Genomic DNA, 24,166 nt, shown 5'->3' with positions numbered 1-24,166 from the left:
CAGTTTCTATGCGAAAGCGTACCCTGATTTTGAGAAATTAACTGGAGTGTACAAAATGCAGGCAAGAGTTAAGTGGGTAGAAGGACTGACATTCTTGGGCGAGTCTGCGTCCGGCCATCAGGTATTAATGGACGGTAACGCGGGCGATAAAGCACCAAGTCCGATGGAAATGGTGTTGATGTCGGTTGGCGGTTGTAGCGCCATTGATGTGATGTCGATTCTGCTGAAGGGCCGTAACGATGTCCGTGACTGCGAGGTAAAGCTGACCTCGGAGCGCCGTGAAGAAGCACCGCGTCTGTTTACCCATATCAACCTGCATTTTATCGTCACCGGCAAAGGGCTGACCGACAAGATTGTTGAGCGTGCGGTTAACCTGTCTGCCGAAAAGTATTGCTCGGTCTCGCTGATGCTGAGCAAAGCCGCCAGCGTCACCCACAGCTTTGAAATCTGTGAAGTTGCCTGAGTTACCAGCGGTAGCGGTGGCAGTGGTTACTCAATAAATGCAGAAAACGCCGCGCCGTAATGGTTAGCGGCGATTTTTGTGAGTGCAGCACGCAGTACTGCGCCTGCGGCAGGCTGTCGATCGGCAACGTCACCAGTTTTTGCTGCAAATGGAAAGGCGTGTTCATCGCCCGCGCAACAATGGTCAAATAATCCGCCTCCAACACCATATTCAATCCACATACCGCCGAATCTGAACGAATGGGCTTATTGGTTAATTGCTGATAAAAGCTACCGAGCACCGTTTGCAGTTGCTGGTAATAACCCATGTCGGTTTCTGGCAGCAGCCATTTGGCTCCGTGCAGTTGATCCAGTGATGTTGCCTGTGCCAGAGGGTGTCCTCGGCGCGCAATAATGCAAAACGGGGCTTTGAACAGCGGGGTACAGGTCAAATCTTGCAATGGCATGTCCGGGATCACCGTGCCGATGGCCAAATCCAATTGGCCTGTGTGCAACGCTGGCAACAGCGTGGAGATCTGTGCCTCACGGATCAGCAGATTAGCCTGTGGGGCGGAGGCCTTGAAGAGATCGACCAGTTCCGGGAGTACCGTCACGGCCAGTAGTGAGGAACAACCGATCGCCACGCTACCCTGCGAATGCTGGTTCAGCTGTTGGATCTCCTCGGTGGCGCGCTGTAATTCCTCAATCACTAATCGCATTCGCACAGCAAAAGTATGACCGGCTTCGGTCAGCGTCATCCCCTTGCTGCTGCGTACGATCAACTGGGTTTTTAGCGTTTGCTCCAACTCCTGGATAGCACGGCTGACCGCCGGTTGAGATTGTGCCAAGGCCCGCGCAGCGCCACGAATACTGCCGCAGCGTATCACTTGCTGAAAGGCTTTTAGCTGCTGCAACTTTGGTAAATGTGGCATTTGTGTCCCTCCTTAATCGCTTAAAAAACGCTATTTCAGGCAAGCTGATAATCACCTTGCCCACAGAAGGAATATCGGCGATGAGGAATCGTTCATTAATGATTTTTTGGTTTGTGAGGGAGTGGCGGGTGTTGGAATGAGAGGGGGCTAGGCGCGGTGATTGGCCGCGCCCAAGCCAGTTATTCGATTTTTTTGCCTTCGAGCAGCCGTTGCACTAACGGAGCCATGATCAGCTCCATCGCCAGCCCCATTTTGCCGCCGGGCACCACCAGTGTATTGATGTGCGAGATAAACGAGCCTTGCAGCATGGCCAGCAGATAAGGGTAATCAATCTGATCCAGGCCGCGGAAGTGGATCACCACAAAGCTTTCATCCAGCGAGGGGATGGCTTTGGCGGCAAACGGATTGGAGGTATCGACCGTCGGTACCCGTTGGAAGTTGATATGGGTACGCGAGAACTGCGGTGTGATGTAGCTGATGTAATCTTCCATCGAACGTACGACGGAGTCCATCACCGCTTCACGCGAATGGCCGCGCTCGCCGGTATCGCGGACCAATTTCTGGATCCACTCCAGGTTGACGATCGGCACCACACCCACCAGCAGATCAACATGCTTGGCGACGTCGACCTTATCGGCAACCACGCCGCCGTGCAGCCCTTCGTAGAACAACACATCGGTGGGGGCTGGCAGCGGCTCCCACGGCGTGAAGGTGCCTGGTACCTGATCGTAGGGTACGGCTTCATCGTAGGTGTGCAGATATTTGCGCGAGCGACCGGTGCCATTTTCGCCGTACTGGATAAAGCTTTGTTCCAGCAGGCTGAAGTTATTGGCTTCTGGGCCAAAATAGCTGATATGGCGGCCAAGATCGCGTGCCTTACGGATGGCTGCATCCATTTCTGGCCGGGTGAAGTGGTGGAAACTGTCCCCTTCCAACTGGGCGGCGCGAATATTCAACTGCTGGAAAATCTTGCGAAACGCCAGGCTGGTGGTGGTGGTACCGGCACCGCTGGAGCCGGTCACCGCAATGACGGGATGTTTGGCAGACATAAGCGGAAAACTCCATTAAATGTGCGAGGTATACTTCAAGCTGCATGACGAGTATAGAAAACTTCGATTCGTCCTCGACGAAATATACCCCTATTTCTTGCGGTTGCAGATACCCAGTTTGCTATTAAGGCCAATTTCAAATGGAGGGGCGCAGGAATTTGCGGCCCCCGGCGATGCCTGCAACGATGGCCATCGCACCAAGAAGCCGCGAGAGGCTGGAAAATGTTTCATCATATCCGAAGGCGGAAATCAACGGGGTGCTGAACAAAGGGGAAAGGAACTGACCAAGAAATATTGATGTGGTCAAGACTCCCCCAGCGAAGCCCCTGCGCCGTTCTGGCACCAGGCTAAGCGCAATGGCGACGAAATTCGGCGAAACCGTGGCATAACCTGCACCGATTGTCGCTGTGCCGGCAAAGATGATCCAGGGGTTTCCCCCAGTGCTGATGAGCGTAAACCCAAGGGCCATCATGGCATAGCCCAAGGCGTAATTACCAAAAAAGCCGATCGCACGTTTCATCCGGGCATAGAGCAAGGCTGTACAGCCACCCGTTAGCGTTAATACGCCCAACGCCGAGCCGGTCATCACGGCGCTGTTGTCACCTTGTGCATTGAAGAAAAAGGGCAACTGCGTCGGCATAACGAAGAAGATCATGTTGGTCATCATTTGCAAACAGGCTAACGCTAAAACGAGAGGTTTCCATGCGGGAGCCCCGTGATTCCCTGATATTGTGGCGCGTGGGGTGGGTCTGGCTGGCTCGGTAATGGCTACCCACATCAGCGGCAGGAAAAGGGCCGCCAGGCCGTAGATCGCGAAGGGCAGCCTGGGCGAGATGGCTGCCGCGTATCCAGCCAGAGAGATAAACAGAAAACCGCCAAAATTGCGTGCCGATACCTGTAGCCCTACAAAGTCGCTGCGTTGCTCGCCGGTGAAGTAGTCGCCGATCAGGGCCGTTCCCGCTGTCATGATAATCGCCACGGCGACACCCAGCGCCAGGCGGCTGGCAAAAATCGCAGGCAGGCTTGGAAGGTAGAGACCGGCGCTACCTGTGATGACGAACAGGATCACGCCGACCAGCAGCATCCAGCGCCGCCCAAAACGGTCAGCGAAAATACCCGCAAGCGGGGCACATAGCACCACGCTCAGGGAGGGGGCCGGCACCAAAAGGCGTGTCAGCATGCCCGCGTTTAGGGTATCTGAAAAGGCGGCCTCAATCCCTGCCAGTGCAGGGCTGATCGTTGCATTCGCCATCACGGTCAAACTTGCCGCCATCAAAAGAGCGATGGCCCTTGGGTCGCGCCAGACGGCTGTTTTGAGACGGGCCGGATCTTGTTTCATGCTCTGTGTTCCTATTGCAAGAGTTTGTGTGTTGATGCATCTTACAAATTCAAGTCAACTTGAGGTCAAGCATGAAAATTCTGGATATCGGCGAGGTGGCGCAACAATCCGGCCTATCGCCTTCGACATTGCGCTATTACGAAGAAATCGGGCTGATCGCATCCGTTGGACGGCATGGGTTGCGGCGGCAGTTTGAAACGGATGTTCTGTTGCGGCTCTCATTGGTGGCGCTCGGTAAGTCCGCAGGATTCTCACTGGTCGAAATTTCGGCAATGTTTGGCAAAGATGGCCTGCCGGAACTCCCGCGCGCCAGCCTGCATCTCAAAGCAGACGAGCTAGAGCGCCAGATCGATAATCTCACGGTCTTGAAAAACGCTCTGCGCCATGTTGCCGACTGCCCGGCACCGTCACATCTTGAATGTCCGAAATTCCGACGTTTACTCTTGACGGCAATCCGTCGCCAAAAGAGCAAAGCAAAATAGGTTATCGCCGCCGTGAAAATCAGCTCTACCCGCGGCCCTTCAAGATAGCGGAGTGGGGTAACCGATATCGAGGGGCAGTGTGGGCAGAATGACGACTACAGCTCTTCCTGCCCCGCGCGGATCTGCCCGCGTGGCATGATGTTGATGGTCTCGTGCAGCTCCGACCACACCAGCACGATCTCGCCGCTTTTCAACTGGCGGCGCACGTCATCCACCTTCTGTTCCAGCGAGCGTTCGTGCTCACCGTAGTCGGTGCCTTCGCGCAGCACGAAGGATTCGATCAGGCTGCTCAGGGTGGCTGGTTCAAGTTCTTGCCAAGGGATAATCACGTTGTTGATTCCAGAAAAGGGGAAAGCCAAGCTGGAATACGGTATTCCAACCACATTTGCGGTTTTTTCAAAGTGCCGCCGACAAAGCCGACGTGGCCGCCACACTCAGTCAGTTGATATTCGATATTGGCGGGTAGCTGGGTGAGATCGGGGATCACCTCGTCGGTCATGAACGGATCGTCCTTGGCGTGGATGATCAGCAAGGGGGTAGTGATCTGTGGCAGCAGGGGCAGGGCGCTACAGCGGCGATAATAATCGATCGCGCCGTCGAAGCCGTGTAAGCGCGAGGTAATCACCTCGTCAAATTCACGGATGCGGCGCAGGTTGTTCAACTGCGGCAGATTCAGCGGCAAGGTGCCGGGGTAATACAGCAGCTTGCGCATGGCGTTCTGCTTTAACTGGCCCAGCAGGTAGTGTTGATAAACGCGCGAAAAACCTTGTTCCATGCGCAGGGAACAAGGCTCCAGCATCAGCGGGGCCGATACCACTACCGCTGCCTGCAGCAGGCTGTCATTGCCTTGCTGTGCCAGATAGTACGCCAGCATATTACCGCCCAGTGAAATGCCCACCGCCGCCGTGGGCACTTCGCCAAAGCTGCTACGCAGCCAGCGCAGAAAGAAACGGGCATCTTCGGTTTCGCCGGAATGATAGATGCGGTGCTTGCGGTTGGGCACGCCGCTGCAACCACGAAAATGCATCACCACGCCCAGCCAGCCTTTCTCGCGCCAGGCGTTGAGCAGGCCGTGTGCGTAAGGGCTGTAGAAATTCCCCTCCAATCCGTGGAACAGCACCACGCGCGGTTTGTCGCGGGCTAGCTGCGGATCTTCACTCCAGGCGAGATCGACAAAATCACCATCGGGCAACTCCAGCCGTTGCCAGTGGGGCTTTAGCAACACATGGCGACGAACCAGCCGTGGCAGCAGGGTTTGCAGGTGTGGATTACTGGCCCCGGTCAAAGGGCGAAAGGATTCATGCATAGTTGAATAAAAATCTTGTGGGCGGCTATTGTGTGATCAATACCGCACTGTTAGCTTCAATGTCATGTATTAACAATAATACTGCAAAAAATCATTTGGGTGAGGAGCACCCGCTTCATGGAACTGAGTTTATTTCTTTCGATGTTAGGCTTTCTGTGGGTTGCCGCAATTACACCTGGCCCAAACAACATGCTGCTCACCACTTCCGGGGCCAATTTTGGCTTTATGCGCTCGTTGTGGTTGATGATCGGCATTATGCTCGGCATGCAAAGTATCATGCTGCTGGTGGCGTTTGGCGTGGGTGGCCTGATCCTGATTTATCCTTCGTTGCACCTGATCCTGAAAATCCTCGGCAGCCTGTATCTGCTGTGGCTGGCGTGGAAAGTCGCCACCGCCGCCTATGAGAAACTGGAAACCGATGTGGCTCCGCCCAAGCCGATTCGTTTGTATCAAGGCTGGCTGTTGCAGTTCCTCAACCCGAAAGCTTGGCTGATGGGCTTGGGGGCGGTAGCGAGCTTTAGCCTGGAAGGGGAAAAATACAATCATTCCATCCTGGCGATCGCTTTTGGCCTGTTTGTGGTGAATATAGTGGCTGGGGTGATTTGGTTGGGTTTCGGTACGGTGATTGGCCGCCTGCTGCGCAGTAAGAAGGCCTGGATTATTTTTAACGTTTCCATGGGGTTGTTAACCGCAGCCTGTGTGTTACTGATCTGGCACTAGAGGAAAGACGGATGAGCGAAAATTATTTCCATGTTGATGCGTTTATCGGCACAGGCCTGCGCGGCAACCCGGCAGGCGTCTGCCTGCTGAAACATCCGCTAGAAACCGCACAGATGCAGGCGATCGCTAATGAGCTGTCCCTGCCAGAAACCAGTTTTGTTTGGGAAGATGGCGATATGCATGCAATCCGCTGGTTCACCCCTACGCGGGAAGTGGATCTGTGCGGGCATGCCACGCTGGCAACGGCACACGTGCTGCTAAGCGTGGTAAACCCGGCATTGCGTGATATTCGCTTTCGCTCCGCCAGCGGCGAACTGCATGTCACACGGGATGCCGAGGATCGCGAACGTTTGATTCTGGATTTCCCATCCCGGCCGCCGCAGAAAGTGGCCGAACCTGCGCAACTGGCGGCGTTGCTGGGCGCTCAACCGCTGGAAGTCTGGCAGGCCACGGCAGTGATGGTGGTGCTGGAGAATGAAGCACAGGTGCGGGCATTGCAGCCAGATATTGCGGCGCTGATCGATCTACTCGGCCGTGGTGTGATTGTCACTGCGCCGGGCGATGAGGTGGATTTTGTCTCGCGCTATTTCTCGCTGGATCGCAGCGAAGACCCGGTCACCGGCTCCGCCCATTGCACGTTGATGCCTTACTGGACGGCGCGCCTTGGCCGCCATGTGCTGCACGCCAAACAGATTTCATCGCGCGGCGGCGAGCTGTTTTGCGAACTGAAAGGAGAACGCACGCTGCTGGGCGGTTATGCGCGTATTTTCCTGCGGGGTGAAATTAACCTCTAGTCTGAATTTATATTCACATAAGGAATAAAGAATATTTTTTTATTCCTTTATTGCCAAGTTCCGCTCAGATAAAACTGTCAGCCACTGAACAGCAGTTTATCAACGGAGCGGAATATGGTGAGCAAACTCTTTTCATTACGCAGCGTGGCGCTGCTGGTTTTATCGCTTGGTGCGGCTAGTGCTCAAGCGGTGGATGTTACCGTGGCATACCAGACTTCCGCCGAACCGGCCAAAGTGGCGCAGGCGGAAAACAGCTTCGCTAAGCAGTCTGGTGCGACCGTTGATTGGCGCAAGTTTGACAGCGGTTCTGGCGTGCTACGTGCGTTGGCCTCCGGCGACGTGCAGATCGGCAATATCGGCTCCAGCCCATTGGCGGTGGCTGCCAGCCAGAAACTCCCGATTGAAGTGTTCCTGATCGCCTCGCAACTCGGCAGTTCCGAAGCCTTGGTGGTGAAGAAGGACATCAAATCCCCCCAGGATCTGATCGGCAAACGCATCGCAGTACCCTTCATTTCCACCACCCATTACAGCCTGCTGGCTTCCCTGAAACATTGGGGCATCAAACCGGAACAGGTGCAGATCCTCAACCTGCAACCCCCGGCGATTGCTGCCGCCTGGCAGCGCGGTGATATCGATGGCGCTTACGTTTGGGCACCGGTGGTGAATGAACTCGCCAAGCAGGGCAAAGTGCTGACCGACTCTGAACAGGTGGGTGAATGGGGCGCGCCGACGCTGGATGTGTGGGTCGTGCGTAAAGATTTCGCCGAACAACACCCAGAGGTCGTCACCGCCTTTGCCGCCAGCGCGCTCAAGGCGCAAAAAGCCTATCTGGCGCAACCGGAACAGTGGCTGAAGGATAAACATCACCTCAGTACGCTGGCTCGCTTGAGCGGAGTGCCGGAAGAGCAGGTGCCGATCCTGGTAAAAGGTAACCGCTATCTGCCGGTTGCCGATCAAATTACTCAGCTTGGGCAGCCGGTGGATAAAGCCATTCGTGATACCGCCGAATTCCTGAAACAGCAGGGCAAAATCCCGCAGGTCGACAGCGATTACAGCGCCTATGTGACCGATCGCTTCGTTAAACAGGTACAGGCTGCGCCGCAGTCGTAAGGGGCCAAGATGCTAAACGTCAGCCACCTTTCAGCCGAGTACCAAGGGCGGCCAGCGCTGCATGATGTCTCGTTTCAGATTGCTACCGGGCAACTGGTGGTGGTTCTTGGCCCTTCGGGCTGCGGTAAAACCACGTTGTTGAATCTTTTGGCCGGGTTTATCGCACCTTCAGCGGGCAGTATTACGCTGGATGGCGTTGCGGTACAGGGGCCCGGGGCCGAGCGCGGCGTGGTGTTTCAGCACGAGGGGTTACTGCCGTGGTGCAACGTGGTAGATAACGTGGCATTCGGCTTGCAACTGGCCGGGGTGGGCAAAGCGGAGCGCCATCAGGTTGCGCAGCAGATGCTGCAACGCGTTGGGCTGGCGGGTTACGGGCAACATTTTATCTGGCAGCTCTCCGGTGGGATGCGCCAGCGCGTGGGCATTGCGCGTGCGCTGGCGGCCGATCCGCGCCTGCTGTTGCTGGATGAACCCTTCGGCGCGCTGGATGCCTTCACTCGCGAACAGATGCAGGAACTGCTGCTGACCATCTGGCGTGATACCGGCAAACAGGTGTTGCTGATTACCCATGATATTGAAGAGGCGGTGTTTCTTGCCAGCGAACTCTTGCTGCTTTCACCGGGGCCAGGGCAGGTGATGGAACGGTTGACGCTGAACTTCGGGCAGCGCTATGCCGCCGGTGAAGCGTGCCGCGCGATTAAATCTGACCCTGAATTTATCGCCCAACGTGAATATGTGCTGGGCAAAGTCTTCCAGCAACGTGAGGCATTGCTATGAGCCTGCATTCAACCCTGAAAATCACGGGAAAACCGTTAATTGTGCGGCGATTTCAGCTTAACTGGCCAAGTAATCTCTGGCTAAGTGCCGCTACATTGCTGGGGATCTTGCTGCTGTGGTGGGCAGTGACCGCTTTGCAGCTTATCAGCCCGCTATTCCTGCCTGCACCGCAGCAGGTATTGCATCAGATGATTACCATCGCCAGCCCGCAGGGCTTTATGGATGCCACCTTATGGCAGCATTTGGCGGCCAGCCTGGGGCGCATTCTGGTGGCGCTGCTGGCGGCGGTGATCATCGGTATTCCGGTCGGTATCGCGATGGGGCTGAACGAGAAGGTGCGCGCTATCCTCGATCCGCTGATTGAGATTTATCGCCCGGTACCGCCGCTGGCTTATTTGCCATTGATGGTGATCTGGTTTGGCATCGGTGAGACCTCAAAAATCCTGCTGATCTACTTGGCCATTTTTGCCCCGGTGGCGCTTTCCGCCGTGGCAGGGGTGCGCAGCGTGGAACAGGTACGCATTCGTGCCGCTCAGGCATTGGGTGCCAGCCATTGGCAGGTGCTGCGCTTTGTGGTGCTGCCGAGTGCGCTGCCAGAAATTCTCACCGGTATTCGCATTGGGTTGGGTGTTGGCTGGTCGACCTTGGTGGCCGCCGAGCTGATTGCCGCCACACGCGGCCTCGGGTTTATGGTGCAATCCGCCGGTGAGTTTCTGGCGACCGACGTGGTGGTAGCCGGTATCAGCGTGATTGCGATAATCGCATTTGGTCTGGAGTTAGGGCTACGCGCATTACAGCGCCGCTTAACTCCGTGGCATGGAGTACAACAATGAACGAACGTCTGGCGATTAGCCCGTTAGGGCCGTATATCGGTGCGTTGGTAGAAAACGTTAACTTGGCGCGGCCATTGGGCGACGGCCAGTTTGAGCAGCTTTATCATGCGCTGCTGAAGCATCAGGTATTGTTCTTGCGTAATCAGCCGATTACGCCGTTACAACAGCGTGAACTGGCTGCTCGTTTTGGCGATCTGCATATTCATCCGGTCTATCCGCATGCTGCTGATGTAAAGGAGATTATCGTACTGGATACTCATGACGATAATCCCCCTGATAACGATAACTGGCATACCGATGTGACCTTTATTGCCAACCCGCCGTTGGGAGCGATTTTAGCCGCTAAACAATTACCGACCACCGGTGGTGATACCCTGTGGGCCAGCGGTATTGCCGCTTATGAGGCGCTGTCCGAGCCTGTTAAACAGTTGCTGGCCGGATTGCAGGCGGAACATGACTTCACCAAGTCATTCCCGGAATACAAGCATCGTGGCAGTGAAGAAGAGCATCAACGCTGGCAACTAGCGGTGCAGAATAACCCACCGCTGCTGCACCCGGTGATCCGCACCCATCCGGTCACGGGTAAGCAGGCGCTGTTCGTCAATGAAGGGTTCACCACGCGCATTGTCGGTTTGGCCGCGAAAGAGAGTGATGCGTTATTGAATTTCCTGTTTGCGCATATCACCAAGCCAGAATTCCAGGTGCGTTGGCGCTGGCAGGCCAATGACATTGCGATTTGGGATAACCGCGTGACGCAGCATTACGCCAACGCGGATTATCTGCCGCAGCGGCGCATTATGCACCGTGCGACCATTCTGGGGGATAAGCCGTTTTATCGGGCATGAGGATAACGGTACAGGCGGGCACAATGCCCGCCTGAGGTTGATGACCAAGTCGCCTTCTAGCCCGAGATACCCGGGTTTAGCGCACCGAGGGGCACTCCGACGGCTTACGCCGTTACGACCCTTTCGGCACGCTCCCCCTAATAACCAGCTTTGTCAGCAGTCTGAAGCGCACACAAAGCGCGCCTGTTGTTACTTTGTGGATCAACGTATGAAGACATTAATTGCAGCTTGATTTACCGGTTTTATGGTTAATCGCCCCTTTTTCTATCAGCAGGTTTGCCACATCGGTAAAGCCGTGTTCGCAGGCACCGCTGAGAGGGCTGGCGTTAATTTTAGGATTCTCGTTTATCGCGACGACATTTAAATCTGGGTTAAATTGCAGAATGTATTTGACGGTGTCGAGTCTGCCATCCACCGCTGCAACCATAAATAGCGTTTCACCATCTTTTTCTTTGGCATTCCAGTCTACTTCGTTCTTTAAACGCTCATGCAGATATTTAACCACCTCCACATTGTTACCCATAACGGCAGATTTAACCGTATTGTAAACATCGGCTCTATCGGTAGCGCGAATATCAGCACCTTGTTCTGTCAGATATTGAACGATATCAAAATAACCAATGAACGCAGCCCAGCCTAACGCGGTTTGCCCTAAGGAAGCTTCATCTTTTGCCTCAAGATTTTGCCCCGCTTCGACCATTTTTTTAACCGTGGCTAAATTGCCTTGTTTAACCGCATCAAACCAGGCGGCGTCAGGGCCTACAGAGGGTTTTTCATAGAAAATACGGTGCGATAGCAACTTAGGGTTGGCAATTTGCTGCATTTCTGCGTAGCTAAATCTGAATTTTGATAAATCCACATTTCCTTTATTTTCTTGGGCGTATAAATTAAAAGAACTCGCGGCGACAATGCCGGCAAGAAATATTATTTTTGTTAATTTCATCATGTTATTTACCCTGAGGTGAATGAAAAAGTGTTTTTAGACTATTTTTACTGATAACACCAGTAGTTATATTGAGCATGATATTCAAAAAAATTGAGTATTAAAAACATACAGTAAAACGTCAAATTTGCGGAATACCCAACTCATATACCACCTGAAGTACGATGGGAGTACACGGCAGGTTTTGGTATGGGGTTTTATGAGGGAATTTAAGCGTATCTGCGGGGGTATTGGGTTGGCTCAACTTCAATCATGGGTTCACCCTGCTCTGCAAGGTGAACCCCAATGACTGATGTAAAGGGATGACTAGCTCTCTGATTCAAATATCTGAGTCAGATTCTCCAGCTGTTCTTGCGCGTCCAGCCAGGTCATTTCGGTCTCTTCCAACGCGGATTTAGCCTGGCTCTGCTTTTGCAGGCATGCGGTCAAATCGGCTTTACGACTGATGTCATACAGCGCTGAGTCTGCCAGTTGTTCTTCCACCGCCGCCAATTCGGCCGCCAATTTTTCCATTTGCTGTTCCAGCTTGGCGATCTGCTTGCGCAGCGGCTGGGTTTGCGTGCGGAATTCGGCTTCACGGCGCTTTTGGTCTTTACGGGCCTGCGCGCTGTTGCCGTTATCCTGTTTGGGCGCGGCATCCTGCTGGGCCTGCTGCTTTTGCAGATCGCTCAGCCACTGTTGGTAATCGTCCAGATCCCCGGCGAATTGCTCCACCTGACCGTCGTGTACCAGATACAGATCGTCCGTGGTGGAGCGCAGCAGGTGGCGATCGTGCGAAACCACCACCAATGCGCCTTCGAAATCGATTAGCGCTTCGGTCAACGCCTGGCGCATATCCAGATCCAGGTGGTTGGTCGGTTCATCGAGCAGCAGCAGGTTAGGGCGCTGCCAGACGATCAACGCCAGTACCAGCCGTGCCTTTTCGCCACCGGAAAAACGCTCGGTCACTTCGGTGACTTTGTCGCCCTGGAAGCCGAAGCCGCCGAGGTAATCACGCAACTGCTGTTCCAGTACGCGTGGCGCAATGCGGCTCAGGTGTTGCAGCGGTGATTCATCGGCGCGCAGGAATTCCAGCTGATGCTGGGCGAAATACCCGAGCTTGATGCCTTTTGCCAAGCCAATCTCGCCGCTCAGCGGTTCGAGCGTGCCAGCCAGCAGCTTGATCAGCGTCGACTTACCCGCGCCGTTACGCCCCAGCAGGCCGATGCGTGAGCCGGGCACCAGATTGAGTTTGATCGATTGCAGGATCACTTTGTCGCCATAACCTGCGCTGATTTTTTCCATTCGCAGCAACGGGTTCGGCAGGCTTTCGGGCTGGCGGAAGCTGAAGCTGAACGGGTTATCGACGTGCGCCGGGGCAATCAGCTCCATGCGTTCCAGCATTTTGATACGGCTCTGCGCCTGTTTGGCTTTGGTGGCCTGGGCGCGGAAGCGATCAATGTAGCTTTGCAGATGCGCCACTTTTTCCTGCTGGCTCTGATAAAGCGACTGCTGTTGCGCCAGCTTGGTGACGCGCTGGCGCTCGAACGACGAGTAGTTACCGGTGTATTCGTTGATGGTCTGATTTTCGATATGCAGAATTTTATCGACGATCGGATCGAGGAAGTCGCGGTCGTGCGAAATCAGCACCAAGGTGCCTGAATAGCTTTTCAGCCAGCGTTCCAGCCAGATCACTGCGTCCAAATCCAGGTGGTTGGTCGGCTCGTCGAGCAGCAGCAGATCGGAGCGGCAAACCAGCGCTTGTGCCAGGTTAAGACGCATGCGCCAGCCGCCCGAAAAGGCGCGTACCGGGCTTTGCAGCTGTTCGTTGGAGAAACCCAAACCGTGCAGCAGGCTGGCGGCACGGGAACGGATGGTCCAGGCATCGATGGCATCGAGTTTGCCGTGCAGCGTGGCAATGGCATGGCCGTCATTGACATCGTTTGCCAACTGTAATTCGGCTTCGAGCTGACGAAACTCCCGGTCACCATCGATCACATACTCAAGAGCGGGGACATCCAGCGCTGGCGTTTCCTGATTCACCCAGGCCAGCGCCCAGTTGCCAGGGAAGGTGTAGCTGCCGCCGTCTGCGGCGAGCTCGCCTTTCAGCATGGCCAGCAGCGTGGATTTTCCACAGCCGTTTTTACCCACCAAGCCGACTTTCTGACCGGGATTAACCGTCGCCGTGGCGTTGTCCAACAGGACGCGAGTGCCGCGTCGGATTTGTAGCGAGGAGAAAACAATCATAAAGCGCCGTATGTTCAGAGTATGTTAAATTGGGATGATTGTAAGTTAATAGGACGCTTGCTGTCCTATTATTAGCCTTTTTGGTCTTTGCGCTGCATGGTAACGGAAATCCGCTACCCTGACGACGCTTTGGAGGGGAATGATGTCGCAGCCGCCTAAGGTTTTGCTGCTGTATGCCCATCCGGAATCCCAGGACTCGGTAGCAAACCGGGTTTTGTTACAACCGGCACAGCAGTTGGAACATGTCACCGTGCACGATCTCTACGCGCACTATCCCGATTTTTTTATTGATATCCACCATGAACAACAACTGCTGCGCGAACATCAGGTTATTGTTTTTCAACATCCTATCTACACTTATAGCTGCCCGGCCTTGCTGAAAGAGTGGCTGGATCGCGTACTGGCGCGTGGTTTTGCCAGCGGCGTAGGCGGTAATGCGCTGGCAGGCAAATACTGGCGTTCAGTGGTCACCACCGGCGAACCGGAAGGCGCTTATCGTACCGAAGGTTATAACCGTTATTCGATCGAAGATATCCTGCGCCCGTTTGAGCTGACTGCCGCCATGTGCCATATGCACTGGTTGACACCGATGGTTGTCTATTGGGCACGTCGGCAAAAACCCGAAGTATTGAAAAGTCATGCCAACGCTTACGGTGATTGGCTGCGTAACCCGTTACCGCATACAGGGAGAGTGTGATGGAGGGGTCGTCCTTATTGACAGCGATACTGCTGTTTTTGTTCGCTGCCGTAGTGACCGTGCCCATCGCCCGCCGTCTGAGGATCGGTGCGGTATTGGGCTATCTGATCGCCGGTATCGCGATTGGCCCGTGGGGATTAGGTTTTATCCGCGATGTGGATGAGATCCTGCACTTCTCTGAGCTTGGCGTCGTATTTCTGATGTTTATCATCGGGCTGGAGTTGAACCCGGCCAAGCTGTGGGAACTGCGCCGTTCGATCTTCGGGGTGGGTGCCGGGCAGGTGTTGCTCACCGCAGCGATATTGGGCGCGCTGCTGTATTTCAGCCACTTCGCTTGGCAGGCGGCGGTGATTGGCGGTATTGGTCTGGCGATGTCCTCCACCGCGATGGCACTGCAACTGATGCGTGAAAAAGGCATGAATCGCAACGAAGGGGGGCAGTTGGGGTTCTCGGTGCTGCTGTTTCAGGATATGGCGGTGATCCCCGCGTTGGCCCTGATCCCGATTCTGGCCGGTGGCGGTGGCACCAGCGATGACTGGGCGGAAATCGCTCTTAAGGTGGCGGCGTTTGGCGGCATGCTGATTGGTGGCCGTTTTCTGCTGCGCCCGTTGTTCCGCTATATCGCCTCTTCTGGCGTGCGTGAAATCTTCACTGCCGCAGCGCTGCTGGTGGTGCTGGGGGCGGCGCTGTTTATGGAAACGCTCGGCCTTTCCATGGCGCTCGGGACCTTTATCGCCGGTGTATTGCTGGCCGAAAGCGAGTATCGCCACGAACTGGAAATCGCTATTGAGCCATTCAAGGGGTTGCTGCTTGGGCTGTTCTTTATCTCGGTGGGGATGGTTCTTAATATTGGCGTGCTGTATACCCACCTGGCGGAAGTGCTGTTGGGCGTGCTGATTTTGGTTATGGTGAAATCAGGCGTGTTGTATGGATTGGCGCGTATTTTCGGTTTACGCAGTTCGGTTCGCCTGCAGTTTGCTGGGGTGTTGAGCCAAGGGGGGGAATTTGCCTTCGTGCTGTTTTCTGCCGCCTCGGCCCTGCATGTGTTAGATAGCGAGCAACTTGCGCTGTTGATGGTGGTGGTGACGATATCAATGATGACCACGCCGATGTTGATGCAGGTTATTGACCACATTCTGGTGCGCCGCTACAACGCCAGAAAAGATGAGGGTGAAGAAGCACCGTACGTTGCAGATGACAATCCGCAGGTGATCATCGTCGGTTTCGGGCGTTTTGGTCAGGTGATCGGCCGTTTGCTGATGGCCAACAAGATGCGCATCACCGTGCTGGAGCGCGATGTTAGCGCGGTGGGTGTGCTGCGCCGCTATGGCTATAAGGTCTATTACGGTGATGCGACGGAACTAGAGCTGCTGCGCGCCGCCGGGGCAGAGAAAGCCAAATCTATCGTGATTACCTGTAATGAACCGGAAGACACGATGGCGATTGTTCATCTGTGCCAGAAACATTTCCCGCATCTCACCCTGTTGGCGCGCGCCCGTGGCCGTGTGGAAGCGCATGAGCTGTTACAGGCCGGGGTGAAGCAATTTAGCCGCGAAACCTTCTCCAGCGCATTGGAGTTGGGGCGCAAAGCGTTGACGGAGTTGGGGATGCATCCGCATCAGGCTTATCGTGCACAGCAGCATTTCCGCCGTTTGGATATGCGGATGCTGCGTGAGCTGATGCCACCACATCATGGTGACGTGGCACAGATTTCCCGCGTGAAAGAAGCCCGGCGTGAACTGGAAGAGCTGTTCCATCGCGAAATGCAGAAAGAAAAACGGCAGTATGACGGTTGGGATGAACACGAATAACTTGGAGCGCAATGATGTCTGCAACACGTAAAAGATTTATCGCTGGGGCGGTGTGCCCAAGCTGTAACGCAATGGATACGCTGGCGGTCTGGCGTGAAGATCAGGTTGAAGCGGTGGAGTGCGTCAAATGTGGCCACCATCAGCGCCAGACCGAACAGCAGGTGGAAAAGCACGTTCGCCCGCAGGAACAGGTGATCGGTATTTTCCATCCCGAGTAGCGTTATCTGCCGTGATTTTTTATGCTGAAGGGTACAGCGGTGCAGATTTCCTATACAATCTTCACCGATTTAGTTTCCAACGGTAGGAGATATCATGAAAGTAGCAAAAGACTTGGTGGTCAGCCTGGCTTACCAAGTACGTACAGAAGACGGTGTTTTGGTTGATGAGTCTCCGGTGAGTGCACCGCTGGACTATCTGCACGGGCATGGTTCTCTGATTGCAGGTCTGGAAAAAGCACTCGAAGGCCACGATGCGGGCGATAGTTTTGATGTACATGTCGGCGCTAACGAAGCTTACGGCGACTATGACGAAAACCTGGTGCAGCGCGTGCCGAAAGACGTCTTTATGGGCGTTGACGAACTGCAGGTAGGTATGCGCTTCTTGGCTGATACCGATCAGGGCCCGGTCCCGGTTGAGATCACCGAAGTGGATGGCGATCACGTGGTGGTTGATGGCAACCATATGCTGGCCGGCCAGAACCTGAACTTCCATGTAGAAGTGGTTGCGATCCGCGAAGCCACTGAAGAAGAGCTGGCTCATGGGCACGTGCACGGCGAACATGACCATCACCACGAACACGGTGACGGTTGCTGCGGTGGCCACGATCATGACCATGAAGGCCATGACCATGGTAAGAAAGGCGGTTGTGGTGGTAACGGTGGCTGCGGCTGCCATTAATCCCGGCATCGTCACTGTAAAGAAAGGTCGCTTCGGCGGCCTTTTTTAGTAATGTGGCGGCGGCGTTTCTTCTGACTGCGAGGCGATCATTGAAGGCTGTGTCGCGCGCAGCTTATCGGTGAGTAAACGCAGATGCTCTTGCAGCTTCAGCATTTCAAGCTGATGCTGAACGACGGTTTGGTTAAGTTCTTCAATCGTGACTTCCTGAAAAGCCTGACGGCTTTCCAACTCTTCCAGCCGTTTTAACAGACTTTCGTTGTCGGCATTGTGCATGATATTACCTCTGGCACTGTTCAATCTGGGATACTGGCGCTATGTTAACAGTAGCTGCCAGCTTTGCGCTGCGCTATTTGTGAACGTGGTGTTTGTCGCTCCCGTCGCATCTCTGGGATGTGCTGAGAATAAAGAGCGCTTCAAGCCGTAGGGTGGATAATCCAGCGCGTCTGCCATAGACGAAAATTCTGAATTATCAGCCAGCTAGGCAGAGGCTGGAAACTTATAGGCAAATCTAGGGTCACACTTTGACTCGATTGGTTAGCTGTGTGACTGTTTTGTTTTGTTTCAGGCAGCTATAGTAGCCCGGTTACTTACTTAATGATCGTTTGAGGCACTGCTTCAAACACTGGAGAAATGGATGAAATCTTTGTTTAAAGTCACGCTTCTGGCAACTACCATGGCTTTCGCTCTGGGTACCACTCAGGTAATGGCTGCTGATGCCGCTAAACCCGCTGACGCTGCGGCTGCACCCGCTGCTGAAGCCGCTAAACCAGCAGAAGCACCAAGCACTGGCAAGTTCAAAAATGACGATGAGCAGGCTGCTTATGCGTTGGGTGCCTCACTGGGCCGTTACATGGAAAACTCGCTGAAAGAACAGGAAAAACTGGGTATCGCACTGGATAAAGACCAGTTGATCTCCGGTGTTCAGGATGCATTTGCCAACAAGAGCAAACTGAACGATGCAGATATCGAGAAAACCCTGCAGAGTTTTGAAGCGCGCGTGAAGGCTTCTGCTCAGGCGAAGATGGAGCAGGACGCGAAAGAAAATGAAGCAAAAGGCGCTAAATACAGTGAAGCCTTCGCCAAAGAGAAAGGCGTGAAAAAAACTGAGTCTGGCTTGCTGTACCTGGTAGAGAAAGAAGGTACTGGTGAAGCACCGAAAGACAGCGATACCGTGGTAGTGAACTACAAAGGGACTCTGACCGACGGTACTGAGTTTGACAACTCTTACACCCGTGGTGAGCCGCTGTCGTTCCGTCTGGATGGGGTGATCCCTGGCTGGACCGAAGGTCTTAAGCAGATCAAGAAAGGCGGCAAAATCAAGTTGGTTATCCCACCAGCGCTGGCCTACGGTAAAACGGGCGTTCCGGGCATCCCTGCTAACTCCACTCTGGTCTTCGACGTTGAGTTGCTGGATGTGAAACCAGCGGCTAAAGCCGACGAGAAAGCCGTGGAAGAAAAAGCCGTAGAAGAAAAAGCAGCAGAGAAAGGGGCTGAAGAGCCAGCAGCAGACGCTAAAGCAAAATAAGCGTATTTTTCCCCAACCGCCGCGAATGCCCTTCGCGGCGGTTGTCATTTCAGCCTCACCGAATAATGCAAAATCCCCTGCAACTTTTATTTCTCCCCTTACTGATCGCTTGACGCCTGCCTGGCATCGGGCTTAACGTCACTATCACGCGCAAATGCAAGGATTTTGATCTGGCAGTTTTGCTAGACTCAGGGTCTGGATTTATGAATCATGCGTCTGCCCCTTAGGGCGTGTATCTAAAGCTGTTTCTGGCCTCCCGCTGATGGAACGGAATCTGCACGAGCAGTTTTAGCTGCGTCCCCTGGCACAGGCGATCTATGAGGGTGGTATCTTCGATGTCTAATTCGCTTTTATCCAGCGAAGCCAGCGAACTTGATTTGCTGAATGAGCGTCCGTTTAGCCAGACGGATCATGAAATCCTGAAATCGTACGAAGCCGTGGTCGACGGTCTGGCAATGCTGATCGGTGCCCACTGTGAAATCGTACTGCACTCGTTGGAAGACCTGAAATGTTCAGCAGTGCGTATTGCCAATGGTGAACATACCGGACGTAAAATCGGTTCGCCAATCACCGACTTGGCGCTGCGTATGCTGCACGATATGGCGGGTGCTGACAGCAGCGTCTCCAAAGCCTATTTCACTCGCGCCAAAAGCGGCGTGCTGATGAAATCGGTGACTATCGCTATCCGCAATCGCGAGCAACGCGTGATTGGCTTACTGTGTATCAACATGAACCTTGATGTACCGTTCTCGCAGGTGATACAGACCTTTATGCCACCAGAAATGCAAGAAGTGGCCTCTTCGGTCAACTTCGCCTCTTCGGTTGACGATCTGGTCGCACAAACGTTGGAATTCACCATCGAAGAGGTGAATGTCGATCGCAACGTGTCCAATAACGCCAAAAATCGCCAGATAGTGCTCAATCTCTACGAAAAAGGCATCTTTGATATCAAGGATGCGATTAACCAGGTTGCCGAGCGCCTGAATATCTCCAAACATACTGTGTATCTGTATATCCGCCAGTTTAAAAGCGGCGATCTGCTGGGAAGTGAGCGTTGATGCTGAATTACTGCCTGTTGGTCACCGGCCCGGCGTATGGTACTCAGCAGGCCAGCAGTGCCTGGCAGTTTGCTCAGGCGTTGCTGGCGGCAGGGCACAAGATCTCCAGCGTGTTTTTTTACCGCGAAGGTGTCTTGAATGGCAATCAGCTGACTTCTCCGGCGAACGATGAGTTTGATTTGGTACGTGCTTGGGCAACGTTGTCCAGGCAGCACGGCATTGAGCTTAACGTCTGCGTGGCTGCCGCTTTGCGGCGTGGTATCACCGATGAGCAGGAAGCCGCACAGCTTGGGCTGGTAGCGGCCAACTTGCAGGAGGGATTTACCCTCAGCGGTTTGGGATCGCTGGCGGAAGCCGCGTTGAGCTGCGATCGCCTGGTGCAGTTTTAAGAGAGCAACATGAAACGAGTGGCGTTTGTTTTTACTCATGGACCCCATGGCAGTTCCGCCGGCCGAGAGGGGCTGGATGCGCTGCTGGCCACTTCGGCACTGAGCGAAGATATTGGCGTGTTCTTTATCGGCGACGGAGTGTTACAGCTTTTGCCGGGTCAGCAACCTGAAAAGATTCTGGCCCGTAATTACATCGCTACTTTTGGTGTATTGCCGCTGTATGACGTTGAAAACTGTTATCTCTGCGAAACCGCGTTGCGGGAGCGCGGGTTGCAACAGGTCACTGACTGGGTGCTGGAGGCAGAGATTCTGCCCGCCGATACGCTGCGCCAAAAGCTAGCCAGCTATGATGTGGTGCTGACTTTCTAGTAGGATATTTTGATGCTGTATACCTTGAGCCATTCTCCGAGTCATTGCGATTTGCCCGCCTTGCTACGACTCACCACGCCAGATGATGCCTTGCTGTTGTTGCAAGACGGCGTGTTGGCGGGCCTCACCGGCAGCATCCACCTTGATTTGCTGCTCAATGCCCCCATATCCCTTTACGCGCTGCAGGATGATGTGGATGCCAGAGGGCTTTGTGGTCATATTTCGCACAATGTCACGCTCATCAGCTATACTCTTTTCGTTGAATTAACCGAAAGGCACCGCAACCAAATGAACTGGTAATGAACGGGATGTTGTATATTTCTTGACACCTCTACTGGTCAGCCATAAAATTCTGCGTCCTCGTACTTTGCCAGTAGTGCATACGAGGGGATTTATCACATGTTTACGAAGCAACAAACGAAGCAAAACCAGGAGCTTTTTAATGGCAACAATTAATCAGCTGGTTCGCAAACCACGCTCTGTGAAGGCTGCTAAAAGCAACGTTCCAGCGCTGGAAGCCTGCCCGCAGAAACGTGGTGTATGTACCCGCGTATATACTACTACCCCGAAAAAACCAAACTCCGCACTGCGTAAAGTATGCCGTGTGCGTTTGACTAACGGTTTCGAAGTGAGTTCTTACATCGGTGGTGAAGGCCACAACTTGCAAGAGCACTCCGTGATCCTGATCCGTGGCGGTCGTGTTAAAGACCTGCCAGGTGTGCGTTACCACACCGTTCGCGGCGCACTTGACTGCTCCGGTGTTAAAGACCGTAAGCAAGCTCGTTCCAAGTACGGCGTGAAGAAGCCAAAGGCTTAATGGTTCTTCGTTAAGTAAGGCCAAACATTTTCACTTTAATGTCAAAATAAACTCGTAGAGTTTTGGACAATCCTGAATTAAAAACGGAGTATTTCCATGCCACGTCGTCGCGTCATTGGTCAACGTAAAATCCTGCCAGATCCTAAGTTCGGATCCGAGCTGTTGGCCAAATTTGTAAATATCCTGATGGTAGATGGTAAAAAATCTACTGCAGAAGCAATCGTCTATACCGCGCTGGAAACCCTGGCCCAGCGTTCTGGTAAAGGTCACCTGGAAGCTTTCGAAGTCGCTCTCGACAACGTTCGCCCGACTGTAGAAGTTAAGTCTCGCCGTGTTGGTGGTTCTACTTATCAGGTTCCAGTTGAAGTTCGCCCGGTTCGTCGTAATGCCCTGGCAATGCGTTGGATCGTTGATGCTGCTCGTAAACGTGGTGATAAATCCATGGCTCTGCGCCTAGCGAACGAACTGTCTGACGCAGCAGAGAACAAAGGTTCTGCTGTTAAGAAGCGTGAAGACGTTCACCGTATGGCAGAAGCCAACAAGGCGTTCGCCCACTACCGCTGGTAATTACCACGCTGTAGTTATGCTAACCAAGCGGGCGCCTCAAGTGGCTAACCCGCTTGGATTAACCGAACTTGAACGCCTAAGGCAATAGAGGAATCAAATGGCTCGTACAACACCCATTGCGCGCTACCGTAATATCGGTATCAGTGCTCACATCGACGCCGGTAAGACCACCACTACCGAACGTATTCTGTTCTATACCGGTGTAAACCATAAGATTGGTGAAACGCACGAAGGCACCGCGACCATGGACTGGATGGAGCAGGAACAGGAACGTGGTATTACTATCACTTCCGCTGCGACCACAGCCTTCTGGTCAGGTATGGCTAAGCAGTTTGAGCCACACCGTATCAACATCATCGATACCCCAGGGCACGTTGACTTCACCATCGAAGTAGAACGTTCTATGCGTGTGCTTGATGGTGCGGTCATGGTTTACTGTGCGGTTGGTGGTGTTCAGCCGCAGTCTGAAACCGTATGGCGTCAGGCTAACAAATATAAAGTTCCACGCATCGCGTTCGTTAACAAAATGGACCGTATGGGTGCCAACTTCCTGAAAGTTGTTGGGCAGCTTAAATCTCGTCTGGCAGCGAACCCGGTTCCATTGCAATTGGCGATCGGCGCAGAAGAGAAATTCACCGGTGTTGTTGACTTGGTGAAAATGAAAGCGATCAACTGGAGCGATGCCGACCAGGGCGTGTCATTCGAATACGAAGAGATCCCAGCAGAGATGCAGGAACTGGCCGAAGAATGGCACCAGAATCTGGTTGAGTCTGCTGCGGAAGCGTCAGAAGAGCTGATGGACAAATACTTGGGCGGCGAAGAGCTGACCGAGGAAGAAATCAAGAAAGCTCTGCGTCAGCGTGTGCTGAACAACGAAATTATCCTGGTTACCTGTGGTTCTGCGTTTAAAAACAAAGGCGTACAGGCAATGCTGGATGCTGTAGTCGAATACCTGCCTGCACCAACTGACGTTGAATCAATCAACGGTATGTTGGACGATGGTAAAGATACGCCTGCAGTTCGTCATTCTGACGACAAAGAACCGTTCTCGGCACTGGCGTTTAAAATCGCTACCGACCCATTCGTGGGTAACCTGACGTTCTTCCGCGTGTACTCCGGTGTGGTTAACTCTGGTGATACCGTACTGAACTCAGTAAAAGCGCAGCGCGAGCGCCTGGGCCGTATCGTTCAGATGCACGCCAACAAGCGTGAAGAGATCAAAGAAGTTCGTGCAGGTGACATCGCTGCAGCTATCGGCCTGAAAGACGTAACTACCGGTGATACGCTGTGTGATCCTGCTAACCCGATCATTCTTGAGCGTATGGAGTTCCCAGAACCGGTAATTTCGGTTGCTGTTGAACCAAAAACCAAAGCTGACCAGGAAAAAATGGGTCTGGCTCTGGGCCGTCTGGCGAAAGAAGACCCGTCATTCCGCGTATGGACTGACGAAGAATCAGGTCAGACTATCATCGCAGGTATGGGTGAGCTGCACCTTGATGTTCTGGTTGACCGTATGCGTCGTGAGTTTAACGTTGAAGCGAACGTCGGTAAGCCGCAGGTTGCTTATCGTGAAACGATTCGTGACACGGTTAAAGACATTGAAGGTAAACACGCCAAGCAGTCTGGTGGTCGCGGTCAGTACGGTCACGTTGTGATCGATATGATGCCATTGCCTCCAGGCGGTGTGGGTTATGAATTTGTCAACGACATCGTGGGTGGTACGATTCCTAAGGAATTCATCCCAGCCGTTGATAAAGGCATGCAGGAACAGCTTAAGTCTGGTCCTCTGGCAGGCTACCCGGTTGTTGATATCAAGGTCCGTCTGCATTACGGTTCTTACCATGATGTTGACTCCTCTGAACTGGCGTTTAAATTGGCCGCTTCTCTTGCATTTAAAGAGGCGTTCAAGAAGGCTAAACCAGTTCTGCTTGAGCCAGTCATGAAAGTTGAAATCGAAACCCCTGAAGATTACATGGGTGACGTAATTGGTGACCTGAACCGTCGTCGCGGTATGATCGAAGGCATGGATGATACTGCCACCGGTAAAACCGTTCGCGCTCAGGTTCCGCTGTCTGAAATGTTTGGTTATGCTACTGACCTGCGTTCTCAGACCCAGGGCCGTGCTTCATACTCTATGGAGTTCCTGAAGTATGCTGAAGCGCCGAACAACGTCGCTCAGGCCGTTATCGAAGCCCGTGGTAAATAAGCTGTCGGGTTTAAAACATTGATCCAGTGCTCT

The 24,166-nt window shown here is 53.7% G+C and carries 28 protein-coding genes; 20 read left to right on the top strand and 8 right to left on the bottom strand.

What is annotated here, in order from left to right; all coding sequences use genetic code 11:
- Positions 1-55 precede the first annotated feature (55 nt).
- Positions 56-463 carry an OsmC family protein gene (locus tag ACX1CU_RS22405; RefSeq protein WP_459400378.1) on the top strand — a complete coding sequence of 136 codons (408 nt, stop codon included), beginning with the start codon at positions 56-58 and terminating at the stop codon, positions 461-463.
- A gap of 1 nt (position 464) precedes the next feature.
- Here the strand turns inward: ACX1CU_RS22405 and ACX1CU_RS22400 are convergent, their stop codons facing one another.
- The 3 genes from ACX1CU_RS22400 to ACX1CU_RS22390 form a co-directional block, all read right to left on the bottom strand.
- Positions 465-1,373 carry a LysR substrate-binding domain-containing protein gene (locus tag ACX1CU_RS22400; protein ID WP_459400377.1) on the bottom strand — a complete coding sequence of 303 codons (909 nt, stop codon included), beginning with the start codon at positions 1,371-1,373 and terminating at the stop codon, positions 465-467.
- Positions 1,374-1,552: 179 nt separating this feature from the next.
- Positions 1,553-2,422, bottom strand: a complete 870-nt coding sequence (locus ACX1CU_RS22395) for a phosphoribulokinase (protein ID WP_459400376.1) — start codon at positions 2,420-2,422, stop codon at positions 1,553-1,555.
- Positions 2,423-2,558: 136 nt separating this feature from the next.
- Positions 2,559-3,761 (bottom strand): MFS transporter, encoded by a 1,203-nt coding sequence (locus ACX1CU_RS22390; RefSeq protein WP_459400375.1) that lies wholly within the window; start codon positions 3,759-3,761, stop codon positions 2,559-2,561.
- A 71-nt stretch (positions 3,762-3,832) separates the two neighbouring features.
- Between ACX1CU_RS22390 and ACX1CU_RS22385 the strand changes: the two genes are divergently transcribed.
- Positions 3,833-4,243, top strand: coding sequence for a helix-turn-helix domain-containing protein (locus ACX1CU_RS22385; protein WP_459400374.1), 411 nt, complete (start codon positions 3,833-3,835; stop codon positions 4,241-4,243).
- A gap of 95 nt (positions 4,244-4,338) precedes the next feature.
- Here the strand turns inward: ACX1CU_RS22385 and ACX1CU_RS22380 are convergent, their stop codons facing one another.
- Positions 4,339-4,572 (bottom strand): YheU family protein, encoded by a 234-nt coding sequence (locus ACX1CU_RS22380; protein WP_459402887.1) that lies wholly within the window; start codon positions 4,570-4,572, stop codon positions 4,339-4,341.
- On the bottom strand, positions 4,569-5,549 hold the full coding sequence (locus tag ACX1CU_RS22375; protein ID WP_459400373.1) for a hydrolase: 981 nt from the start codon (positions 5,547-5,549) through the stop codon (positions 4,569-4,571). The genes ACX1CU_RS22380 and ACX1CU_RS22375 overlap by 4 nt, the downstream gene beginning before the upstream one ends.
- Before the next feature lie 117 nt (positions 5,550-5,666).
- On the opposite strand from ACX1CU_RS22375, the gene ACX1CU_RS22370 reads away from it, so the two are divergent.
- From ACX1CU_RS22370 to tauD, 6 genes are all read left to right on the top strand, one after another.
- Positions 5,667-6,269: a LysE family translocator gene (locus ACX1CU_RS22370; protein WP_459400372.1), complete on the top strand. Its 603-nt coding sequence runs from the start codon at positions 5,667-5,669 to the stop codon at positions 6,267-6,269.
- Between the two features lie 11 nt (positions 6,270-6,280).
- The gene (locus ACX1CU_RS22365; RefSeq protein WP_459400371.1) at positions 6,281-7,063 is read left to right on the top strand and encodes a PhzF family phenazine biosynthesis protein; all 783 of its coding nucleotides are present in this window, start codon (positions 6,281-6,283) and stop codon (positions 7,061-7,063) included.
- 114 nt (positions 7,064-7,177) lie between these two features.
- Positions 7,178-8,173: a taurine ABC transporter substrate-binding protein gene (gene tauA / locus ACX1CU_RS22360; protein WP_459400370.1), complete on the top strand. Its 996-nt coding sequence runs from the start codon at positions 7,178-7,180 to the stop codon at positions 8,171-8,173.
- Positions 8,174-8,182: 9 nt separating this feature from the next.
- Positions 8,183-8,950, top strand: a complete 768-nt coding sequence (gene tauB / locus ACX1CU_RS22355) for a taurine ABC transporter ATP-binding subunit (protein WP_459400369.1) — start codon at positions 8,183-8,185, stop codon at positions 8,948-8,950.
- Positions 8,947-9,783, top strand: coding sequence for a taurine ABC transporter permease TauC (gene tauC, locus ACX1CU_RS22350; RefSeq protein ID WP_459400368.1), 837 nt, complete (start codon positions 8,947-8,949; stop codon positions 9,781-9,783). The genes tauB and tauC overlap by 4 nt, the downstream gene beginning before the upstream one ends.
- Positions 9,780-10,628, top strand: a complete 849-nt coding sequence (tauD, locus tag ACX1CU_RS22345; RefSeq protein ID WP_459400367.1) for a taurine dioxygenase — start codon at positions 9,780-9,782, stop codon at positions 10,626-10,628. Before tauC ends, tauD begins: the two co-directional genes overlap by 4 nt.
- A gap of 217 nt (positions 10,629-10,845) precedes the next feature.
- Here tauD and ACX1CU_RS22340 read toward each other — a convergent pair whose 3' ends face one another.
- Together ACX1CU_RS22340 and ACX1CU_RS22335 are read right to left on the bottom strand one after the other, a co-directional pair.
- Entirely contained in the window at positions 10,846-11,574 is a 729-nt protein-coding gene (locus ACX1CU_RS22340) for an ankyrin repeat domain-containing protein (protein WP_459400366.1), read from the bottom strand.
- 303 nt (positions 11,575-11,877) lie between these two features.
- On the bottom strand, positions 11,878-13,797 hold the full coding sequence (locus ACX1CU_RS22335; protein WP_459400365.1) for an ABC transporter ATP-binding protein: 1,920 nt from the start codon (positions 13,795-13,797) through the stop codon (positions 11,878-11,880).
- Positions 13,798-13,939: 142 nt separating this feature from the next.
- On the opposite strand from ACX1CU_RS22335, the gene kefG reads away from it, so the two are divergent.
- From kefG to slyD, 4 genes are all read left to right on the top strand, one after another.
- Positions 13,940-14,494: a glutathione-regulated potassium-efflux system ancillary protein KefG gene (kefG, locus tag ACX1CU_RS22330; RefSeq protein WP_459402886.1), complete on the top strand. Its 555-nt coding sequence runs from the start codon at positions 13,940-13,942 to the stop codon at positions 14,492-14,494.
- Positions 14,494-16,305: a glutathione-regulated potassium-efflux system protein KefB gene (gene kefB, locus ACX1CU_RS22325; RefSeq protein ID WP_459400364.1), complete on the top strand. Its 1,812-nt coding sequence runs from the start codon at positions 14,494-14,496 to the stop codon at positions 16,303-16,305. Before kefG ends, kefB begins: the two co-directional genes overlap by 1 nt.
- Positions 16,306-16,319: 14 nt before the next feature.
- Positions 16,320-16,523 carry a YheV family putative zinc ribbon protein gene (locus tag ACX1CU_RS22320; RefSeq protein WP_459402885.1) on the top strand — a complete coding sequence of 68 codons (204 nt, stop codon included), beginning with the start codon at positions 16,320-16,322 and terminating at the stop codon, positions 16,521-16,523.
- 94 nt (positions 16,524-16,617) lie between these two features.
- On the top strand, positions 16,618-17,202 hold the full coding sequence (gene slyD, locus ACX1CU_RS22315; RefSeq protein WP_459400363.1) for a peptidylprolyl isomerase: 585 nt from the start codon (positions 16,618-16,620) through the stop codon (positions 17,200-17,202).
- A 45-nt stretch (positions 17,203-17,247) separates the two neighbouring features.
- Here the strand turns inward: slyD and ACX1CU_RS22310 are convergent, their stop codons facing one another.
- Positions 17,248-17,475 (bottom strand): protein SlyX, encoded by a 228-nt coding sequence (locus ACX1CU_RS22310; RefSeq protein WP_459400362.1) that lies wholly within the window; start codon positions 17,473-17,475, stop codon positions 17,248-17,250.
- A 361-nt stretch (positions 17,476-17,836) separates the two neighbouring features.
- Between ACX1CU_RS22310 and fkpA the strand changes: the two genes are divergently transcribed.
- The 8 genes from fkpA to fusA all read left to right on the top strand — a co-directional run bounded on the left by fkpA (position 17,837) and on the right by fusA (position 24,133).
- The gene (gene fkpA, locus ACX1CU_RS22305; protein ID WP_459400361.1) at positions 17,837-18,727 is read left to right on the top strand and encodes an FKBP-type peptidyl-prolyl cis-trans isomerase; all 891 of its coding nucleotides are present in this window, start codon (positions 17,837-17,839) and stop codon (positions 18,725-18,727) included.
- Between the two features lie 335 nt (positions 18,728-19,062).
- Complete coding sequence (locus ACX1CU_RS22300; protein WP_459400360.1) at positions 19,063-19,785, top strand: helix-turn-helix transcriptional regulator; 723 nt, start codon at positions 19,063-19,065, stop codon at positions 19,783-19,785.
- The gene (tusD, locus tag ACX1CU_RS22295) at positions 19,785-20,174 is read left to right on the top strand and encodes a sulfurtransferase complex subunit TusD (protein WP_459400359.1); all 390 of its coding nucleotides are present in this window, start codon (positions 19,785-19,787) and stop codon (positions 20,172-20,174) included. Before ACX1CU_RS22300 ends, tusD begins: the two co-directional genes overlap by 1 nt.
- Before the next feature lie 9 nt (positions 20,175-20,183).
- Positions 20,184-20,543 carry a sulfurtransferase complex subunit TusC gene (tusC, locus tag ACX1CU_RS22290; protein WP_459400358.1) on the top strand — a complete coding sequence of 120 codons (360 nt, stop codon included), beginning with the start codon at positions 20,184-20,186 and terminating at the stop codon, positions 20,541-20,543.
- Between the two features lie 12 nt (positions 20,544-20,555).
- Positions 20,556-20,843, top strand: coding sequence for a sulfurtransferase complex subunit TusB (tusB, locus tag ACX1CU_RS22285; protein ID WP_459400357.1), 288 nt, complete (start codon positions 20,556-20,558; stop codon positions 20,841-20,843).
- A 142-nt stretch (positions 20,844-20,985) separates the two neighbouring features.
- Positions 20,986-21,360, top strand: a complete 375-nt coding sequence (gene rpsL / locus ACX1CU_RS22280) for a 30S ribosomal protein S12 (RefSeq protein WP_024914452.1) — start codon at positions 20,986-20,988, stop codon at positions 21,358-21,360.
- A gap of 96 nt (positions 21,361-21,456) precedes the next feature.
- Positions 21,457-21,927, top strand: a complete 471-nt coding sequence (rpsG, locus tag ACX1CU_RS22275; RefSeq protein WP_021181637.1) for a 30S ribosomal protein S7 — start codon at positions 21,457-21,459, stop codon at positions 21,925-21,927.
- A 97-nt stretch (positions 21,928-22,024) separates the two neighbouring features.
- Complete coding sequence (gene fusA, locus ACX1CU_RS22270) at positions 22,025-24,133, top strand: elongation factor G (protein WP_459400356.1); 2,109 nt, start codon at positions 22,025-22,027, stop codon at positions 24,131-24,133.
- Positions 24,134-24,166 lie beyond the last annotated feature (33 nt).

The sequence above is a fragment of the Serratia sp. D1N4 genome, assembly GCF_054552755.1.
This window is presented reverse-complemented; position numbering and strand designations above follow the sequence as displayed.

Coding starts and splice junctions, on each gene's coding strand:
- ACX1CU_RS22310 (WP_459400362.1), bottom strand. CDS start 17,475: ATGCACAATGCCGACAACGAAAGTCTGTTAAAACGGCTGGAAGAGTTG.
- ACX1CU_RS22370 (WP_459400372.1), top strand. CDS start 5,667: ATGGAACTGAGTTTATTTCTTTCGATGTTAGGCTTTCTGTGGGTTGCC.
- ACX1CU_RS22320 (WP_459402885.1), top strand. CDS start 16,320: ATGTCTGCAACACGTAAAAGATTTATCGCTGGGGCGGTGTGCCCAAGC.
- ACX1CU_RS22375 (WP_459400373.1), bottom strand. CDS start 5,549: ATGCATGAATCCTTTCGCCCTTTGACCGGGGCCAGTAATCCACACCTG.
- ACX1CU_RS22300 (WP_459400360.1), top strand. CDS start 19,063: ATGTCTAATTCGCTTTTATCCAGCGAAGCCAGCGAACTTGATTTGCTG.
- rpsG (WP_021181637.1), top strand. CDS start 21,457: ATGCCACGTCGTCGCGTCATTGGTCAACGTAAAATCCTGCCAGATCCT.
- tusC (WP_459400358.1), top strand. CDS start 20,184: ATGAAACGAGTGGCGTTTGTTTTTACTCATGGACCCCATGGCAGTTCC.
- ACX1CU_RS22395 (WP_459400376.1), bottom strand. CDS start 2,422: ATGTCTGCCAAACATCCCGTCATTGCGGTGACCGGCTCCAGCGGTGCC.
- kefB (WP_459400364.1), top strand. CDS start 14,494: ATGGAGGGGTCGTCCTTATTGACAGCGATACTGCTGTTTTTGTTCGCT.
- kefG (WP_459402886.1), top strand. CDS start 13,940: ATGTCGCAGCCGCCTAAGGTTTTGCTGCTGTATGCCCATCCGGAATCC.
- slyD (WP_459400363.1), top strand. CDS start 16,618: ATGAAAGTAGCAAAAGACTTGGTGGTCAGCCTGGCTTACCAAGTACGT.
- ACX1CU_RS22405 (WP_459400378.1), top strand. CDS start 56: ATGCAGGCAAGAGTTAAGTGGGTAGAAGGACTGACATTCTTGGGCGAG.
- tauB (WP_459400369.1), top strand. CDS start 8,183: ATGCTAAACGTCAGCCACCTTTCAGCCGAGTACCAAGGGCGGCCAGCG.
- fkpA (WP_459400361.1), top strand. CDS start 17,837: ATGAAATCTTTGTTTAAAGTCACGCTTCTGGCAACTACCATGGCTTTC.
- ACX1CU_RS22385 (WP_459400374.1), top strand. CDS start 3,833: ATGAAAATTCTGGATATCGGCGAGGTGGCGCAACAATCCGGCCTATCG.
- ACX1CU_RS22400 (WP_459400377.1), bottom strand. CDS start 1,373: ATGCCACATTTACCAAAGTTGCAGCAGCTAAAAGCCTTTCAGCAAGTG.
- fusA (WP_459400356.1), top strand. CDS start 22,025: ATGGCTCGTACAACACCCATTGCGCGCTACCGTAATATCGGTATCAGT.
- tauD (WP_459400367.1), top strand. CDS start 9,780: ATGAACGAACGTCTGGCGATTAGCCCGTTAGGGCCGTATATCGGTGCG.
- ACX1CU_RS22340 (WP_459400366.1), bottom strand. CDS start 11,574: ATGATGAAATTAACAAAAATAATATTTCTTGCCGGCATTGTCGCCGCG.
- rpsL (WP_024914452.1), top strand. CDS start 20,986: ATGGCAACAATTAATCAGCTGGTTCGCAAACCACGCTCTGTGAAGGCT.
- tauC (WP_459400368.1), top strand. CDS start 8,947: ATGAGCCTGCATTCAACCCTGAAAATCACGGGAAAACCGTTAATTGTG.
- ACX1CU_RS22365 (WP_459400371.1), top strand. CDS start 6,281: ATGAGCGAAAATTATTTCCATGTTGATGCGTTTATCGGCACAGGCCTG.
- ACX1CU_RS22390 (WP_459400375.1), bottom strand. CDS start 3,761: ATGAAACAAGATCCGGCCCGTCTCAAAACAGCCGTCTGGCGCGACCCA.
- ACX1CU_RS22335 (WP_459400365.1), bottom strand. CDS start 13,797: ATGATTGTTTTCTCCTCGCTACAAATCCGACGCGGCACTCGCGTCCTG.
- tauA (WP_459400370.1), top strand. CDS start 7,178: ATGGTGAGCAAACTCTTTTCATTACGCAGCGTGGCGCTGCTGGTTTTA.
- tusB (WP_459400357.1), top strand. CDS start 20,556: ATGCTGTATACCTTGAGCCATTCTCCGAGTCATTGCGATTTGCCCGCC.
- tusD (WP_459400359.1), top strand. CDS start 19,785: ATGCTGAATTACTGCCTGTTGGTCACCGGCCCGGCGTATGGTACTCAG.